This is a genomic window from Streptomyces sp. NBC_01267, assembly GCF_036241575.1.
Lineage (GTDB): Bacteria > Actinomycetota > Actinomycetes > Streptomycetales > Streptomycetaceae > Streptomyces.
This window is the reverse complement of sequence record NZ_CP108455.1, coordinates 3720005-3735652: the sequence shown is the minus strand read 5'-3', so window position 1 is coordinate 3735652 and position 15648 is coordinate 3720005. Positions and strand designations below refer to the sequence as shown.

Below are 15648 nucleotides of genomic sequence, written 5' to 3'. Positions count from 1 at the left end.
GCCCCCAGATCGCCATCCCCCTGAACACGGTTCCGTGCACCCGACGAAGAAGTGAGCGACCCATGACCGATGCACCCAAGGAAGAGCTCGACACCCGGCGGATCTTCCGGCGCCGTAGGTTCGCGACGCCGGTCTGGTGGCCGCTGCCGGTGTGCGCCCTCGTCGGCCTGGCGGGCGGGGCGGCGTACGGAGTGCTCGCGCCGCGTGCGTACGACGCCACCAGTTACGTCGTCGCGGTGCCCGAGACCGGCTCCGACGCGGCCACCGCCCTCGGCTTCGCCCAGGCGTACGGACGCATCTCCACCAGCACCGCCACCCTGGCCTACGCCCAGACCGCCGCGGGCGTCCCGGCCCGAACGCTGGGACGGCACGTCCGGACGGAGACCTCGCCGGAGTCCCCGATGATCGGGATCACCGGCACGGCGACCCGGCCGGGCAAGGCCGCCGACATCGCCAACGCGGTCGCCGACGCTCTCACGCTCAGCGGCAACGGCGCGGCGAGGAACACCGGCGTCCGGCTCGTCCTCTTCTCGCAGGCCGTCGCCCCCTCGACGGCCGCCTCGCCGTCGCGGCCCCTGGCGGCGGCCGTCGGCGGCTGCGCGGGCGGCCTCGTCGGCGCCCTCGCCCTGCTGGTGCGCCCGCGCCGTAAGCAGTGGAGCCCCGCCGGTAACGTCCCGGCCCCCGCCGGCAACGTCCCGGCCCCCGCTGAACTCGCCCAGGTGAAGGAACACGTCTGATGCCCGTGGCGACCGGGCCCCGGCCGGGCCTCGTGGTGACGCTGTGCCGGGAGGCCGGGCAGTTCGCCGCGCTGGAGCAGGAGTGGACGGCGCTGCACCGCGGTTGCGCCACCGCCACTCCGTTTCAGAGCCATTCCTGGCTGCACTCCTGGTGGCTGTCGTACGGCACGCCGGGTCGGCTGCGGGTGGTTCTGGTACGGCGCGACGGCCGGCTGGTGGGCGCCGCGCCGCTGATGCTGGTGCACCGGCCGCTGCCGCTGCTCGTGCCGCTCGGCGGTGGGATCTCCGACTTCTCGGACGTCCTGGTCGACGCCACGGACCCGCCCGGCACGCTGTCCGCCCTGGCCGAGGGGCTCCGGCGGGCCGCGCGGCACGCGGTGATCGACCTGCGCGAGGTGCGCCCCGGGGCCGCCGCCGAGCAGCTCTTCGACCGCTGGCCGGGGGTGCGGCGCAGGCTCGACGACTCCGTCTGTCTGGAGCTTCCCGCCGAGCCCATCGACGCGCTCATGAAGCGGCTCGCGGCCTCCAGGGCCCAGCGGGTCCGGGCGAAACTGCGCAAGCTGGACGCGCTCCGGATCGAGGAGCGCACCGTCACGGAGCATGAAGTGCCAGGCTCTGTGAGGGAGTTGCTGCGGCTCCATGAACTCCAGTGGCGCGGGCGCGGGGTCACCCCCGAGCACCTCAGGCCGCGCTTCGCCGAACATCTGACACGCGCCACCCAGCGCATGGTCAGGGACGGCGACGCGGCGCTCACCGAGTACCGGCTGGACGGCGCGGTGGTCGCCGCCAATGTCACGCTCCAGTCCGCGCGGCTCACCGGCGGCTATCTGTACGGGGCCGACCCGCAGCTCCGTACGAGGAAGGTCGACGTCGCGACGATGCTGCTGCGCCGCGACGCCCGGCACGCCGCCGAGACCGGCCGGAGCGTGATCAGCCTGCTGCGCGGCACCGAGCCGTACAAGTGCCACTGGCGCCCGGCCGTCGTCACCAACCAGCGGCTGCTGCTCGCGCCGTCCGCGCTCGCGCCGGTCCTGAGCCTGTACGCGGCCCAGTTGGCCGGCCGGGAGCGGGCGGCCGGGACGGCGCGTGCACTCGTGCCCGTGGTGCGCGAGTGGCGGGCCAGGATCGGCAACTGGCGGGCGGGCGCCGGGAGATGACGCCCTGCCCGCCGTACACGGCGCTGTCAGCGGCCCGGGAGACCGACGCAGATCTGCCGGGGATCCACCCACCGGCCGAGCCACTCGCCCAGACCGGCCGGGAGGCACCACTCCCTGGTGTTGGTCTGCGGTGGGGCCTCCGGTGCGACGGGGGGCATGCCGGTCCCGGGCGTGGGCTGCGTGCTGGGCCGGGCGCTCGGCGGGGTACCGGGCTGCGTACTCGGCTGCGGTCCCGTCTCCGCCGACCCCGTCTCCTCCGACCCCGTCTCCTCAGGCTTGGCCTCCTCGGACACCTTCGTCCGGAAGATCTCCGCCGCCCTCGGGTTCTGCCCGCACTGCCACACCCCGTGCGGGCAGTAGTCCGTGATGGTCTGGTAGAGCGGTCTGTGCACGTCGAACCAGTCGAGCATCCGGCGCATGTAGTCGGTGTTGTCGCCGTTCTTGAACAGTCCCCACTCCGGGTAGGAGATCTGCTTCCGGTGCGCGGCGGCGAAGTCGACCTGTGCCTGGAGCCCGTACGGCCCCTTCACCTGGTCGTCGAAGCTGTTGCCCGGCGGCTGGTCGTAGGAGTCCATCCCGATGACGTCGACCGAGTCGTCACCCGGGTAGCACGCGGTCCAGGGGACGTCGTCCGGGCCGCGGTTGGGCGCGAAGTCGAAGGTGAACTTCTGACCGGGCACGGAGCGCATCGCCGCGACGATCCGGTTCCAGTACGTCTTCCAGCCCTCGGGGTCCGGCCCGCAGCGGGACGTGAACGTCGTCCCGTTCATCTCCCAGCCCAGCACGACCACCGTGTCGGGCACCCCCAGGGACACCAGCCGCCGGGCGAGCTTGCGGTAGTGCTCGTCGAAGTCGCCGCGGGCGCCCTGCTGGATCAGGTCCCGGACCTCGTAGTCGGAGACCCGGTCCTCGTTGTGCTCCTGCATGGGCACGTTGAGCACGAACATCCGGTCGGCCTCGGCGCGCCGCCAGGCCGCCCAGGTCCCCAGGAACGCGGGCCGGCCCTCGATGTTGGACCAGTCGTCGCCGGGCAGGTAGGTGTGCCCGACCCGCAGGTCCGCGCCGCCCAGCCAGCGCGACAGGTCCGCCATGCGGCGCACACCGGCCGCCCCGTAGTCCAGGTACGCGCCCACCGCGGGCTCCGGGGCCGGGGACGCGGCGGGCGCCGGTCCGGGCGGTGCGGATCCGGCGGGCGCGGGTCCGGGGGGCAACGGGAGGGGCGCCCCCTGCGCGAGGCCCGCGCCGGTCATGAGAAGACCGGCGGCAACGGCTCCGATGCACGCGCCCGTCAGTCGGCGGTGGTGGTGAGGCATACGGCTCCTCCTCGTCGATCCCACTGGTTCCGAGTCACTGAATCGGCGGACTCATCGGCTCTGGTCACACCGTGCAACCCACGGGCCGCTCGGGCACCCGGCATTAGGCCATGTGCGGGCCCGGTGACTTCCAGTCAGCTCCATCCAGGTGAAAGACGTGACGTGCATGCCACCGTTCGGCGCCGGGGCTCCGGCCCTGCTCCTCCGGCTCGACCGCAATCCCCTGCACCACGGCACCCTCGGGGCCGTCAGGTCGCTGGGGCGGGCCGGGGTGGAGGTCCATGCCGTGGTCGAGTCGGCCGACAGCCCCGTCACCAGGTCGCGCCATCTGCACCACTCGCACCTCCGGCCGCAGGGCCGCATCACCCCTGACGTCTTCCGGAAGATGCTCCTGAGGATCTCCGACCGGATCGGCAGACCGGCCGTACTGATCGCGATGGACGACATCAGCGCCATCCACGTCGCCGCGCTCGCCCCGCGGCTGACCGGGCGCTACCTGCTGCCCGCGCAGCCGCTCGACCTGCCGGAGCGGCTCGCCGACAAGTCCGAACTCGCCGGGCTCTGTGCCGAGTCGGGGATCGCCCATCCGGCCACGGTGATCCCCGGCAGCGCCGCCGACGCGGCGTCGGCGGCCCGCGAACTGGGCCTGCCGATGGTCGCCAAGTGGAGCCGGCCCTGGCTGCTGCCCACCGGTTCGGGGCTGCGCAGTACGACGCTGGTGCGCTCGGCGGCCGACGCGGCACGGCTGTACGAGCAGCACACCACGGCGGGCAGCAGGCTGCTCCTCCAGCGCTGGCTGCCGTACGAGCCGGGCAACGACTGGTTCTTCCACGGCTACTTCGCCGACCGGGACCGCTGCCTGATGGGCGGCACCGGCCGCAAGGTGCTGTCCTGGCCGGTCCGCGCCGGGCTCACCGCGATGGGCAGCTGGCAGCCCAACCGGGAGGTGGAGCTGGCCGCCGGGCGGCTGGCCGCCCATGTCGGCTACCGCGGCATCCTCGACCTCGACTTCCGCCGCGACCCGTCGACCGGCCGGTTCCACCTGCTGGACTTCAACCCGCGCCCCGGCGCCCAGTTCCGCCTCTTCACCGACCGGTCGGGGCTCGATGTCGTACGGGCGCAGTACCTGGATCTGACCGGCCGCACCGTGCCCCCTCCGGCCGCCCGCCCCGGCCGGGTCTTCGTCGCGGAGAACTACGCGCTGCTCTCGCTGCTCGCCTCGGGGGGCCGCCCCTGGCCCTTCGCGGCGGGCGGTACGCGCGGGGGCGGGCGGGCCGGTACCGAAAAGGCCGGTACCGAGCGGGCCTGGTTCGCGGGCGACGACGTCTCCCCCTTCCTGGCCATGGGCGCGGTGTGGTGCGGCAAGGGGCTGCGCAAGGGCGCGCGGCGGCTGCGTCCGGGGCCGCGCCGAGGCGGCGGAGTGCCCGCCACCCGGGCCTCTCCCGGCGGGAGTTCCACCCACCCTCTCGACCCGGCGTCCGCGCCACGATGAGAAAGAGCGAGGACCGCATCATGTACGACCTGGCAGTCATCGGAGCCGGTCCCTACGGGCTGTCCGTAGCCGCCCATGCCGCGACCGCAGGGCTGCGGACCCGGGTGCTCGGCAGGCCGATGGCGTCCTGGCGCGACCACATGCCGCACGGCATGTTCCTGAAGTCGGAGCCCTGGGCGTCCAACCTGTCCGACCCGGCGGGCCGCCACACCCTCGACGCGTACTGCTCCGCCCGCGGCCTGCGCCCCACCCACGGCAACCCGCTCGCCATCAGCACCTTCACCGAGTACGGCCTGTGGTTCGCCCGGCGGGCCGCGCCGCGGCCCGAGGAACTGACCGTCACCCGGGTGGTGCCGGGCCCCGGCGGGTTCCTGGTCGAGACGGCCGAGGGCGAGTCGTTCCGTACGCGCACGGTGGCCCTCGCGATCGGCGTGCTGCCGTTCGTCAACATCCCCGCCCCGCTGCGGGCGCTGCCCGGCGACCGCTACTCGCACAGCAGCGGCCACCGGGACCTGAGCCGCTTCGCCGGCCAGGACGTGACGGTGGTGGGCGCGGGCCAGGCGGCGCTGGAGACCGCGGCCCTGCTCGCCGAACACGGCGCCCGGCCGAGGCTGCTGGCCCGCGCGGACCGACTGCACTGGAACACCCCGCCGCAGCCGCTGCGCCGGAGCCCGCTGCGCGCGCTCCGCGAACCGCACAGCGGCCTCGGCACGGGCTGGAGCAGCTGGGTCTGGTCGGAGATCCCCGGCTGCGTACGTCATCTGCCGGGCCGCACCCGGGCCCGGATCGCCGCCACCGCGCTGGGCCCTGCCGGTGCCTGGTGGCTGCGCGACCGCTTCGAGCAGCGGGTGCCGGTGGAGCTGGGGCACGAGATGCTGAGCGCCACCGAGGCGGACGGCCGGGTGCGGCTCGTGCTGGCCGCCGCCGGAACCCGTACGAGCACCCGGACCGTCGAGACCGACCATGTCGTCGCGGCCACCGGTTTCACCCCGGACCTCGGCCGTCTGGGCATGCTCGACGACCGGCTGCGGTGCTCGCTGGCGACCGTCGGTCCCAGCCGCTCGCCGGAGCTGAGCGCGGGGTTCGAGTCCTCGTACCCCGGACTGTTCTTCGCGGGGCTGCTGGCCGCGCCGTCGTTCGGCCCGTCGATGCGTTTCGTGCACGGGGCCACCTTCACCGCGGGACGGCTGGTGCGCGGGGTCCGGTACAGGCTGAGCCGGTCCGGGTCCGTACCCGGGCAGCCGGGGGAGGTCCGGTCGCGGGCAGGCGTGCGGTGAGTCCGGTCCCCCGGACGGCGTGCGGTACGGCATGCGGTACGGCATGCGGTACGGCGTCCCGGCAGTAACACATTCAACCGTCAATCGTTGACCACGGCGTCGCATGGGGAACTTCGTTTCCCTGCCGGGCTGTCCAGGCCCGCACGGTCCTGGGCAGCCCGTCCTCCCGCAGTCGCCTCTCCGGTCAACTCCCGCTCTGCCGAAGCAAGTTCGGCAGATGGCATATGGAGAGCACATGAACGTTCCGAGATCCGCACTGCTCGCGGTCCTGCTGCTGGGCCTCACGGCCTGTCAGGGTTCGCCCGGCACCGACGACGCCGGCCCGGCGGGGACCGCCACCGTCCGTCCGGCGGCCGGACCCCCGGGCAGCGCGTCGGCCCCCGCGCGGCTCGGCGACACGGCCGATCTGCGGGGGGCGGGGAGCGGGGCGGGGAAAGGCCGCCACCTCCAGGTCACCACGGGCGCCTTCGTCGACCCGGCGATCACCGTGATGGCCGGGCCCGCCGCGGGGCCGGGGCTGCGCCGGACGGGGATCGAGTTCGAGATCGTCAATGTGGGCGGTACCGCCTACCGTGCGGTCCCCGGTTCCGTCTGGATCGTCGACAGCGCGGGGCAGCGCCACCGGCCGGTCGCCACGGGTGACCTGACGACCGGCGCACCCTTCGTGTACCGGTCGCTCGCCGCGGGGGAACGGGACGAGGGCTGGTTCGTGTTCGAGGTGCCGGAGACCGCGTCCGTGGCCTCGGTGCACTTCGGCGACGGGAGCGGAGCGGACACCACCACGGCGGTCTGGAAGCTCTGAGGGCCTGTCGGGCGACCGGTGCACGGGGTCGCCGCACACACGCCCTGAAGTGATGGCTTTGGGCCGCCCGATTGCTCCATCCGGGTGAACGGCCGCCTTCGGCGGGGTGGCCCGCCACTAGGGTCCCGAGCCATGACCGCATCCCAGACCGCCACCAGCACCGCCCGACGCGCCCAGTTGGGCACGCTCTCCGTGCTCGCCTGGTCCGGCGACCCCGACACGCACAACAAGCCCTATCTGCTCGCGTACTCGCTCGGCGACGGGAAGGACGGGGCCGAGGCCGGTGAGGCCGCGGTCCGTGCGGTCTTCGCCGAGCTGGGCATCCCGATGGGCAGCGAGCTGGCCGACGGCTCGCGGCCCGGCTTCCCGGTACGGCTGCTCGTCGAGGGCGGTCAGGCGGTGCTCGACATGCCGTACCTGAAAGCCCAGTGCACCGTCCCGGCCGAGTGGCTCCGGGCCGTCGCCGACCAGGGCGAGGTGCACTTCATGTTCGCCGCGAAGCCGTGGCCGGAGGCGGCCCCGGGCCGGCAGGTGTCCGAGGAGACGCTCACCGCGTTCGTCGGCGACGAGACCATGCTCAGCACGTCCGCGCACTGCCTGCTGCCGGTCACCCAGCTGCGGAGGTGACCCGGCTCCGCGGCCGGGCGGACGGGGGACCGGGGCCCGTGCTCCGGCCCCGGCGGGGCCGTTACGGGGCCGGCGGGTCGAAGGCGAACCGCAGCGCGCGCACCCGGTTGTCGAAGTTCGACCCGGCCAGCTCGGGGACGCCCACCGCGCGCAGCGCCCGCGGGCGGCTCAGCAGCTCGCGGAAGAGGGCCTTGATCTCCTGGCGGGCCAGATGGGCGCCCAGGCAGAAGTGCGGTCCGCCGCCCCCGTACCCCAGGTGGGGGTTGGGGCTGCGGGTGATGTCGAAGGCGTCCGGGTCGGGGAAGACCGCCTCGTCGCGGTTGGCGGACGCGTAGTAGAGGACCACCTTGTCGCCGGGGCGGAAGGTGCGCCCGCCCAGCGAGTACTCCGCCCGTACCGTCCTGCGGAACTGGATGATCGGCGTCGAGTGCCGCAGGATCTCGTCGACCGCGCCGTCGGCGTACCGGTCGAAGTCCGAGGCGAGCAGGGCCCGTTGCTCCGGGTGGTCGGTCAGCAGGGCCAGCGCGTGAGTGATCGCGTTGCGGGTGGTCTCCACTCCGGCCACCATCAGCAGCGAGAAGAACGCCCCCAGCTGGCGGGCGTCGAGCGCCTGGCCGTCGACGTCCGCGCCGACCAGGGCCGAGATGAGGTCGCCGGTGGGCCGCCGGCGCCGCTCGCGGCCCAGCGTGGCCATCATCAGGTGCATCCGGGCCAGCGCCCGCAGCCCCCGGCCGGGGACGCGGAGGCGGGTGGCGATACCGCGCTCGACCCCCACGTTCTCCGAGGCGTGGTCGACCCGTCCGGCGATCTCGGGACGGTAGTGCTCCGGGATGCCCATGAGGTTGCAGATGACTTCGAACGGCATCCGGGAGGCCACCGATGCCACGAACTCGCCGGGCCGTTCGGCGATCATGTCGTCCACGATGCGCGCGGCGACCCGGCGGATGTCCTCGTCGGCGGCGGCGAGCAGCCGCGGCGTGAAGGCGCGCGAGACGACCCGGCGCAGCTGGGTGTGGTGCGGGGCGTCCAGGTTGACCATGGAATCGCCGAACAGGAACCTGACCCACCCGGCGGGCTCCGGCGTGGTGACCCCGGGAGCACTGGCGAACACCTGGGGCAGCCGGCTCGCCCGCACCACGTCGTCGTGGGTGACCAGCGCGTAGAACCCCTGCTCGGGCCGGAGCCAGGTGGCGGGGCGCTCCACGAAGTACGCGGGTCTGTCGAGCCGCCGGAGCGAGGCGAAGGCGTCGAGCCGTGCGGCGGGCGGCAGTTGCCAGAACGCCGGATCCGCCAGGCCGATCTCCTGCTGCGGCCGGGCCGTGTGCCGTACGGCCGACTGCGCCGGGACCTTCTCCACCTCAGCCTCCCCTCGGGCCGACCGGCCCTGATCCGGCGGTCATCGTGGCGTACGGCGCGGGCCGCCGTCCGTCCGTACGCGCAGGGCGGGCGAGGTTCCCCCGCACGGGGCGGCGGACTCCTCCGGACGGGCGAACCGTGACCGTAAGGGCTGATCAGAGCCCCTCCGACGGGTCTGGTGCGAAGAACTGTTCCGGTGCGCCCTCGTTGTCACCGATGTCATCGACGAGGCGCGGTCCGTCGTGCACCACTCACGGCGGGGCGCGCCGCTCAGCGGGCCGAAATCGGAGGGAGCCGGGATGAGTGTGCGGACGCACGGCAGGACGAGGACGGGGTGGCTGCGGCATCTGTCACGCCGCGGGGTGCTGAGGGCGGCGTTCGGGGCAGGTGTCGTGAGCGGGACCGCCGGGGCGCTGGCCCCGATCGTGAACGCGGAGGGCACCGCGGACGGCGACCGCACCGGGGCGGCGGGTCCGCTGCCGGAGCTGCGGGAGGTGTTCGACGAGATGTACCGGGGGCGCCGCATCCGGGGCGTCGAGTCCGCCGGGGGCGTCGAGATCACCGTCGACGGACGGCCGCTGCACGTCATGCGGCGGGCCGACGGGGGCTACCTCAGCATGGTGAACCACTACGAGTCGTTCCCGACACCGCTCGCCGTGGCGCGCGGCGCGGTCGACGAACTGGGCACCGCCCAGCTGTCGTTGACGTCCATGCAGCAGTTCTGACCGGGGAAGGTGCCGCACCGTGTACGTCCGCAAGAACCAGAAGAACCTCACCGGTGCCGAGAAGAAGCGGTTCGTCTCGGCGGTCCTGGAGGTCAAGCGCTCGGGGCAGTACGACGACTTCGTCAGGACGCACGGCGAGTACTACGTGCCCGACGGCTCCCAGGGTGAGCGGGTCGCCCACATGGCGCCCACGTTCTTCCCCTGGCACCGCCGCTTCGTGCTGGACTTCGAGCGTGCTCTCCAGGCGGTCGCGCCGGGGGTGACCGTTCCGTACTGGGACTGGACCGTCGACAACACCCCGGCCGCCGCGCTGTGGGGCGACGACTTCCTGGGCGGGGACGGGCGCCGGGGTGACCAGCAGGTCATGACCGGGCCGTTCGCGTACCGCAACGGCAACTGGGAGGTCCGGGTCGGGGTGACCGACAACCCGTTCCTCACCCGGAACTTCGGCCGCCCCGCCAACCCGGTCCCGCTGCCCACCAGGGCCGATCTGGCCCGTGCCATGAAGGAGCCGTTCTACGACGCGGCCCCGTGGGACTCCACCGTGCCGCACGGGTTCCGCAACACCTTCGAGGGCTGGGGGCTCCGCGGCGGTCCGCCCTGGCGCAACCACAATCTGGTGCACCGCTGGGTGGGCGGGATGATGAACAGCGCGACCTCGCCCAACGATCCGGTCTTCTGGCTGCACCACTCCTTCTGCGACCTGGTCTGGGACCGCTGGCAGAAGGCGCATCCGCGGGCCGGGTTCCTCCCCGCCGGGAAGCTCCCCGACGGGGATCCGCAGAGCGGCCGGGTCTTCGGCCTGGACGAGCCGATGCCGCCCTGGGGCGTCACCCCGTCGTCGCTGATGAGCCACCAGGGGATCTACCGCTACGCGTAGGACCTGTCCGGCCGAGATCGGCCGGACAGGTCCTGGCGGGCGGAGCCGCTGGTGCACGGGCGGGCATTCGGCGCACGCCTCCACGCACACGCCTCCACGCACTCGCCTCCATGCACACGTCTGCGGCCACCCCCCGGAGGGGATGGCCGCAGGGCGCGGGACGCGGGTCCCGCCGTTCTTGTGTCGTTGGGTGCCGCGTGGGGCACTCAGCCGCCGTAGCCGCCCTCGCCGTGACCGTGACCGTAGCCGCCCTCGTCGTGGCCGTGCTCGTGGCCGTGCTCGTGGCCGCGACCGTGGTCGTGGTTGTCGACGTTGATGCAGGTGTTGCCGAACGCCGGGTTCAGCAGGCCGATCACGTTCACGGTGTTGCCGCAGAGGTTGATCGGGACGTGGACCGGGACCTGGACCTGGTTGCCCGAGATGACACCGGGGGAGCCGACAGCGGCACCCTGGGCCCCGGCGTCGGCAGCGGCCAGACCGGCGGAGCCCGCCAGGACGGCGCCGGCGCTCGCGAGTACGGCGGCGGCCTTCACGATTCGAGACATTGCGTTCTCCTTGGAGCTCTGTAACTGGAACATCGGGGGTCAGCCGCAGGATTCACAGCCTGACGAGTCGTTCAACGCCGCAGCGCACAGGCGGTAACGGATGACGATCAAAGTCAGGGGCGTGCGGCGCGGACGAGCGCCCTCCTGCCTCAGGGGCATTCAAACGGAAATAAGCTAAGCCATCGGACATTTCGGACGGTAGGCTCTCCCGTGTCGCACCCGGCTCGCGCCCTCGTGTCGCGCGCCTCCGGTGCCCATCTCGTCGATCCCGACCCGTCTGACCTGCGGCAATGGCCCATTGCGCATAAGGTTGGGATAAAAGTTGAGTCTGTCCGACTCAGGGCAGTTGACTGCTCCGGATCTGTCGTGCACTCTTGAGCCAGTTCCACTCAAGTCAGCTGGAGGATTCACCATGGCACGTGCGGTCGGCATCGACCTGGGCACGACTAATTCCGTCGTCAGCGTTCTCGAAGGCGGCGAGCCCACCGTCATCACCAACGCCGAAGGCGCCAGGACCACGCCGTCCGTCGTCGCCTTCGCCAAGAACGGCGAGGTGCTCGTCGGCGAGGTCGCCAAGCGCCAGGCAGTCACGAACGTCGACAGGACCATCCGGTCGGTCAAGCGCCACATGGGCACCGACTGGAAGATCGACCTGGACGGCAAGAGCTTCAACCCGCAGCAGATGAGCGCCTTCATCCTGCAGAAGCTGAAGCGTGACGCCGAGTCGTACCTGGGAGAGAAGGTCACCGATGCGGTGATCACCGTCCCGGCGTACTTCAACGACTCCGAGCGCCAGGCGACGAAGGAGGCCGGCGAGATCGCGGGCCTGAACGTCCTGCGTATCGTCAACGAGCCGACCGCCGCCGCCCTGGCGTACGGGCTCGACAAGGACGACCAGACGATCCTCGTCTTCGACCTCGGTGGCGGCACCTTCGACGTGTCGCTCCTGGAGATCGGTGACGGCGTCGTCGAGGTCAAGGCCACCAACGGTGACAACCACCTCGGTGGTGACGACTGGGACCAGCGCGTCGTCGACTACCTGGTGAAGCAGTTCGCCAACGGTCACGGCGTGGACCTGGCCAAGGACAAGATGGCTCTCCAGCGTCTCCGCGAGGCCGCGGAGAAGGCGAAGATCGAGCTGTCGTCCTCCACCGAGACCACGATCAACCTGCCGTACATCACGGCGTCGGCCGAGGGCCCGCTGCACCTGGACGAGAAGCTCACCCGCGCCCAGTTCCAGCAGCTCACCGCCGACCTGCTGGACCGGTGCAAGAGCCCGTTCCACAACGTCATCAAGGACGCGGGCATCCAGCTCTCCGAGATCGACCACGTCGTTCTCGTCGGTGGCTCGACCCGTATGCCGGCCGTCGCCGAGCTCGTCAAGGAGCTCACCGGTGGCCAGGACGCCAACAAGGGTGTGAACCCGGACGAGGTCGTCGCGATCGGCGCCTCGCTCCAGGCCGGTGTCCTCAAGGGCGAGGTCAAGGACGTCCTGCTCCTCGACGTGACGCCGCTGTCCCTCGGCATCGAGACCAAGGGAGGGATCATGACCAAGCTCATCGAGCGCAACACCACGATCCCGACCAAGCGTTCCGAGATCTTCACGACGGCCGAGGACAACCAGCCGTCCGTGCAGATCCAGGTGTACCAGGGCGAGCGCGAGATCGCGGCGTACAACAAGAAGCTCGGGATGTTCGAGCTCACCGGTCTGCCGCCGGCCCCGCGTGGCGTGCCGCAGATCGAGGTCGCCTTCGACATCGACGCCAACGGCATCATGCACGTCGCTGCCAAGGACCTCGGCACCGGCAAGGAGCAGAAGATGACCGTCACCGGTGGCTCCTCGCTGCCGAAGGACGAGGTCAACCGGATGCGCGAAGAGGCCGAGCAGTACGCGGACGAGGACCACAAGCGCCGCGAGGCCGCCGAGTCGCGCAACCAGGGCGAGCAGCTCGTCTACCAGACCGAGAAGTTCCTCAAGGACAACGAGGACAAGGTCCCGGGCGACGTCAAGACGGAGGTCGAGGAGTCCCTCACCGAGCTGAAGGAGAAGCTCAAGGGCGAGGACACCGCCGAGATCCGTACGGCCACCGAGAAGGTCGCCGCCGTCTCGCAGAAGCTCGGCCAGGCGATGTACGCGAACGCCGAGGGTGCGGCCGCCGCGGGCGGTGCCCCCGGTGCCGAGGGCGCGCAGGAGCAGGCCACCGACGCTCCTGACGACGTCGTCGACGCCGAGATCGTGGACGACGAGAAGGACGGCCGTCAGGGAGGCGCCGCATGACGGAGGAGACTCCGGGCTTCGAGGAGAAGCCCGACGTCCCCTCCGGCGCGACCTCCGAAGACGCCGCGCCGAAGGCCGCCGGGTCCGACTCCGAGAAGGAGTCGGGCCCGGCGGCCCCGGCCGGGGACGCACAGCAGAACCAGGAAACCGCGCTTGTCGCCCAGCTGGACCAGGCCCGTACGGCGCTCACCGAGCGCACCGCGGACCTCCAGCGGCTGCAGGCCGAGTACCAGAACTACCGCCGCCGGGTGGAACGGGACAGGGTCCAGGTCAAGGAGGTCGCGATCGCGAACCTGCTGTCCGAGCTCCTCCCGACGCTCGACGACATCGGCCGCGCCCGGGAGCACGGCGAGCTGGTCGGCGGCTTCAAGTCGGTGGCCGACTCGCTGGAGACCGTCGTCGCCAAGATGGGCCTCCAGCAGTTCGGCAAGGAGGGCGAGCCCTTCGACCCGACGATCCACGAAGCGCTGATGCACTCGTACGCCCCGGACATCACCGAGGACACGTGCGTGGCGATCCTGCAGCCCGGGTATCGGTTCGGCGAGCGCACCATCCGTCCCGCGCGCGTCGCGGTGGCCGAGCCCCAGCCGGGTGCCCAGGCCAAGGACGATGCGTCGGACGAGGACAGCGGTGGCCCGGAGGAGAGCGCGTGACCCGGTTCCGCGTGGATCAGAGCCCGCGCGGAACCGGACCCCGCACCCTGCGGGCCGAGGAAGGCAGTAACCGGAAGGAGGGACGTCGGGGATGAGTACCAAGGACTTCGTCGAGAAGGACTACTACAAGGTTCTCGGCGTCCCGAAGGACGCCACCGAGGCCGAGATCAAGAAGGCGTACCGGAAGCTCGCCCGCGAGCTGCACCCGGACGCCAACAAGAGCGACGCCAAGGCCGAGGAGCGCTTCAAGGAGGTCTCCGAGGCGAACGACGTCCTCGGTGACCAGAAGAAGCGCAAGGAGTACGACGAAGCGCGTGCTCTCTTCGGTAACGGCGGCTACCGGCCGGGACCCGGGGCCGGCGGCGGCTCGTTCAACTTCGACCTGGGGGACCTCTTCGGGGGCACCCCGGGCGGCGGACAGCCGGGCGGCGCCGGAGCCGGTGGCTTCGGCGGCGGGCTCGGGGACGTGTTCGGCGGGCTGTTCAACCGGGGCGGCGGTCCCGGTACCACCCGTACCCAGCCCCGCCGCGGTCAGGACATCGAGACCGAGGTGACGCTCAGCTTCACCGAGGCGGTCGACGGGGCCACGGTCCCGTTGCGGATGTCCAGCCAGGCCCCCTGCAAGGCCTGTTCGGGCACCGGCGACAAGAACGGCACACCGCGGGTCTGCCCGACCTGTGTCGGCACCGGCCAGGTGTCGCGCGGCAGCGGCGGCGGTTTCTCGCTGACCGATCCGTGCGTGGACTGCAAGGGCCGCGGGCTCATCGCCGAGAACCCCTGCGACGTCTGCAAGGGCTCCGGCCGCGCCAAGTCGTCCCGGACCATGCAGGTCCGGATCCCGGCGGGCGTCTCCGACAACCAGCGGATCCGGCTGCGCGGCAAGGGCACCCCGGGCGAGCGGGGCGGTCCGGCCGGCGACCTCTACGTGATCGTCCATGTCGACGCCCACCCGGTCTTCGGCCGCAAGGGCGACAACCTCACGGTCACCGTGCCCGTCACCTTCGCGGAGGCGGCGCTCGGCGGCGAGGTCAGGGTCCCGACGCTCAGCGGGCCCCCGGTCACGCTGAAACTGCCCGCGGGCACGCCCAACGGCCGTACGATGCGCGCCCGTGGCAAGGGTGCGCTGCGCAAGGACGGCACCCGCGGTGACCTGCTGGTCACCGTCGAGGTGGCCGTGCCGCAAGACCTCAGCGACAAGGCACGCGAGTCGCTGGAGACCTACCGTGAGGCGACTGCGGGAGAGGATCCGCGGGCGGAGCTGTTCCAGGCTGCGAAGGGAGCTTGAGATGAACGGCCGACGGCGTCGTGACAATTCAATGGGGTACGAACTGACCGACGAGTCACCCGTGTACGTCATCTCGGTCGCCGCTCAGCTCTCGGGCCTGCACCCGCAGACCCTGCGTCAGTACGACCGTCTCGGCCTGGTCTCCCCGGACCGGACGGCCGGGCGGGGCCGGCGCTACTCGGCCCAGGACATCGAACTGCTCCGTACGGTGCAGCAGTTGTCCCAGGACGAGGGCATCAACCTGGCGGGCATCAAGCGCATCATCGAACTGGAACACCAGGTCGCCGCGTTGCAGGCCCGGGTCGCCGAACTGTCCGCCGCGGTGGACGGTGCGGCGACGGCGATGCAGCAGCGCGAGGCCCAGGTCCACGCCTCGTACCGGCGTGACCTGGTCCCGTACCAGGACGTGCAGCAGACCAGCGCGCTGGTGGTGTGGCGGCCCAAGAGGCCGTCGGACTGAGGGCGTTGGTCCGGATTTCCGGAAGGAAGGGGTGGTGGGCCGTGATGGCCCGCCACCCCTT

The 15648-nt window shown here is 72.0% G+C and carries 15 protein-coding genes; 12 read left to right on the top strand and 3 right to left on the bottom strand.

What is annotated here, in order from left to right; genetic code table 11:
- Positions 1–62: 62 nt before the first annotated feature.
- Positions 63–737, top strand: a complete 675-nt coding sequence (locus OG709_RS17135; protein ID WP_266642081.1) for a lipopolysaccharide biosynthesis protein — start codon at positions 63–65, stop codon at positions 735–737.
- A complete protein-coding gene (locus OG709_RS17130; protein ID WP_329166812.1) occupies positions 737–1894 on the top strand; it encodes a GNAT family N-acetyltransferase in 1158 nt (385 codons plus the stop codon). Before OG709_RS17135 ends, OG709_RS17130 begins: the two co-directional genes overlap by 1 nt.
- A 26-nt stretch (positions 1895–1920) precedes the next feature.
- Here OG709_RS17130 and OG709_RS17125 read toward each other — a convergent pair whose 3' ends face one another.
- Positions 1921–3207 carry a glycoside hydrolase family 26 protein gene (locus OG709_RS17125; RefSeq protein ID WP_266642084.1) on the bottom strand — a complete coding sequence of 429 codons (1287 nt, stop codon included), beginning with the start codon at positions 3205–3207 and terminating at the stop codon, positions 1921–1923.
- 166 nt (positions 3208–3373) lie between these two features.
- On the opposite strand from OG709_RS17125, the gene OG709_RS17120 reads away from it, so the two are divergent.
- The 4 genes from OG709_RS17120 (at position 3374) to OG709_RS17105 (ending at position 7405) form a co-directional block, all read left to right on the top strand.
- A complete protein-coding gene (locus OG709_RS17120) occupies positions 3374–4699 on the top strand; it encodes a carboxylate--amine ligase (protein WP_250302622.1) in 1326 nt (441 codons plus the stop codon).
- Between the two features lie 20 nt (positions 4700–4719).
- Positions 4720–5976 (top strand): NAD(P)-binding domain-containing protein, encoded by a 1257-nt coding sequence (locus OG709_RS17115; RefSeq protein WP_266642086.1) that lies wholly within the window; start codon positions 4720–4722, stop codon positions 5974–5976.
- Positions 5977–6211: 235 nt separating this feature from the next.
- Positions 6212–6778 (top strand): hypothetical protein, encoded by a 567-nt coding sequence (locus OG709_RS17110; protein ID WP_266642087.1) that lies wholly within the window; start codon positions 6212–6214, stop codon positions 6776–6778.
- Between the two features lie 132 nt (positions 6779–6910).
- Entirely contained in the window at positions 6911–7405 is a 495-nt protein-coding gene (locus OG709_RS17105; RefSeq protein ID WP_250302553.1) for a DUF5949 family protein, read from the top strand.
- 61 nt (positions 7406–7466) lie between these two features.
- Here OG709_RS17105 and OG709_RS17100 read toward each other — a convergent pair whose 3' ends face one another.
- Complete coding sequence (locus tag OG709_RS17100; protein WP_374211307.1) at positions 7467–8762, bottom strand: cytochrome P450; 1296 nt, start codon at positions 8760–8762, stop codon at positions 7467–7469.
- Positions 8763–9060: 298 nt separating this feature from the next.
- On the opposite strand from OG709_RS17100, the gene OG709_RS17095 reads away from it, so the two are divergent.
- Both OG709_RS17095 and OG709_RS17090 read left to right on the top strand, forming a co-directional pair.
- The gene (locus OG709_RS17095) at positions 9061–9486 is read left to right on the top strand and encodes a tyrosinase cofactor (protein WP_266642089.1); all 426 of its coding nucleotides are present in this window, start codon (positions 9061–9063) and stop codon (positions 9484–9486) included.
- A 19-nt stretch (positions 9487–9505) separates the two neighbouring features.
- Positions 9506–10366, top strand: a complete 861-nt coding sequence (locus OG709_RS17090; protein WP_250302555.1) for a tyrosinase family protein — start codon at positions 9506–9508, stop codon at positions 10364–10366.
- Positions 10367–10572: 206 nt separating this feature from the next.
- On the opposite strand, the gene OG709_RS17085 is transcribed toward OG709_RS17090, so the two are convergent.
- Positions 10573–10911: a chaplin gene (locus OG709_RS17085; RefSeq protein ID WP_250302556.1), complete on the bottom strand. Its 339-nt coding sequence runs from the start codon at positions 10909–10911 to the stop codon at positions 10573–10575.
- Between the two features lie 412 nt (positions 10912–11323).
- On the opposite strand from OG709_RS17085, the gene dnaK reads away from it, so the two are divergent.
- The 4 genes from dnaK to OG709_RS17065 all read left to right on the top strand — a co-directional run bounded on the left by dnaK (position 11324) and on the right by OG709_RS17065 (position 15587).
- Positions 11324–13189 (top strand): molecular chaperone DnaK, encoded by a 1866-nt coding sequence (gene dnaK / locus OG709_RS17080; RefSeq protein WP_250302557.1) that lies wholly within the window; start codon positions 11324–11326, stop codon positions 13187–13189.
- Positions 13186–13842: a nucleotide exchange factor GrpE gene (grpE, locus tag OG709_RS17075; RefSeq protein ID WP_250302558.1), complete on the top strand. Its 657-nt coding sequence runs from the start codon at positions 13186–13188 to the stop codon at positions 13840–13842. The genes dnaK and grpE overlap by 4 nt, the downstream gene beginning before the upstream one ends.
- A gap of 91 nt (positions 13843–13933) precedes the next feature.
- A complete protein-coding gene (gene dnaJ, locus OG709_RS17070; protein ID WP_250302559.1) occupies positions 13934–15127 on the top strand; it encodes a molecular chaperone DnaJ in 1194 nt (397 codons plus the stop codon).
- A 1-nt stretch (position 15128) separates the two neighbouring features.
- Entirely contained in the window at positions 15129–15587 is a 459-nt protein-coding gene (locus OG709_RS17065; protein WP_250302560.1) for a heat shock protein transcriptional repressor HspR, read from the top strand.
- Positions 15588–15648 lie beyond the last annotated feature (61 nt).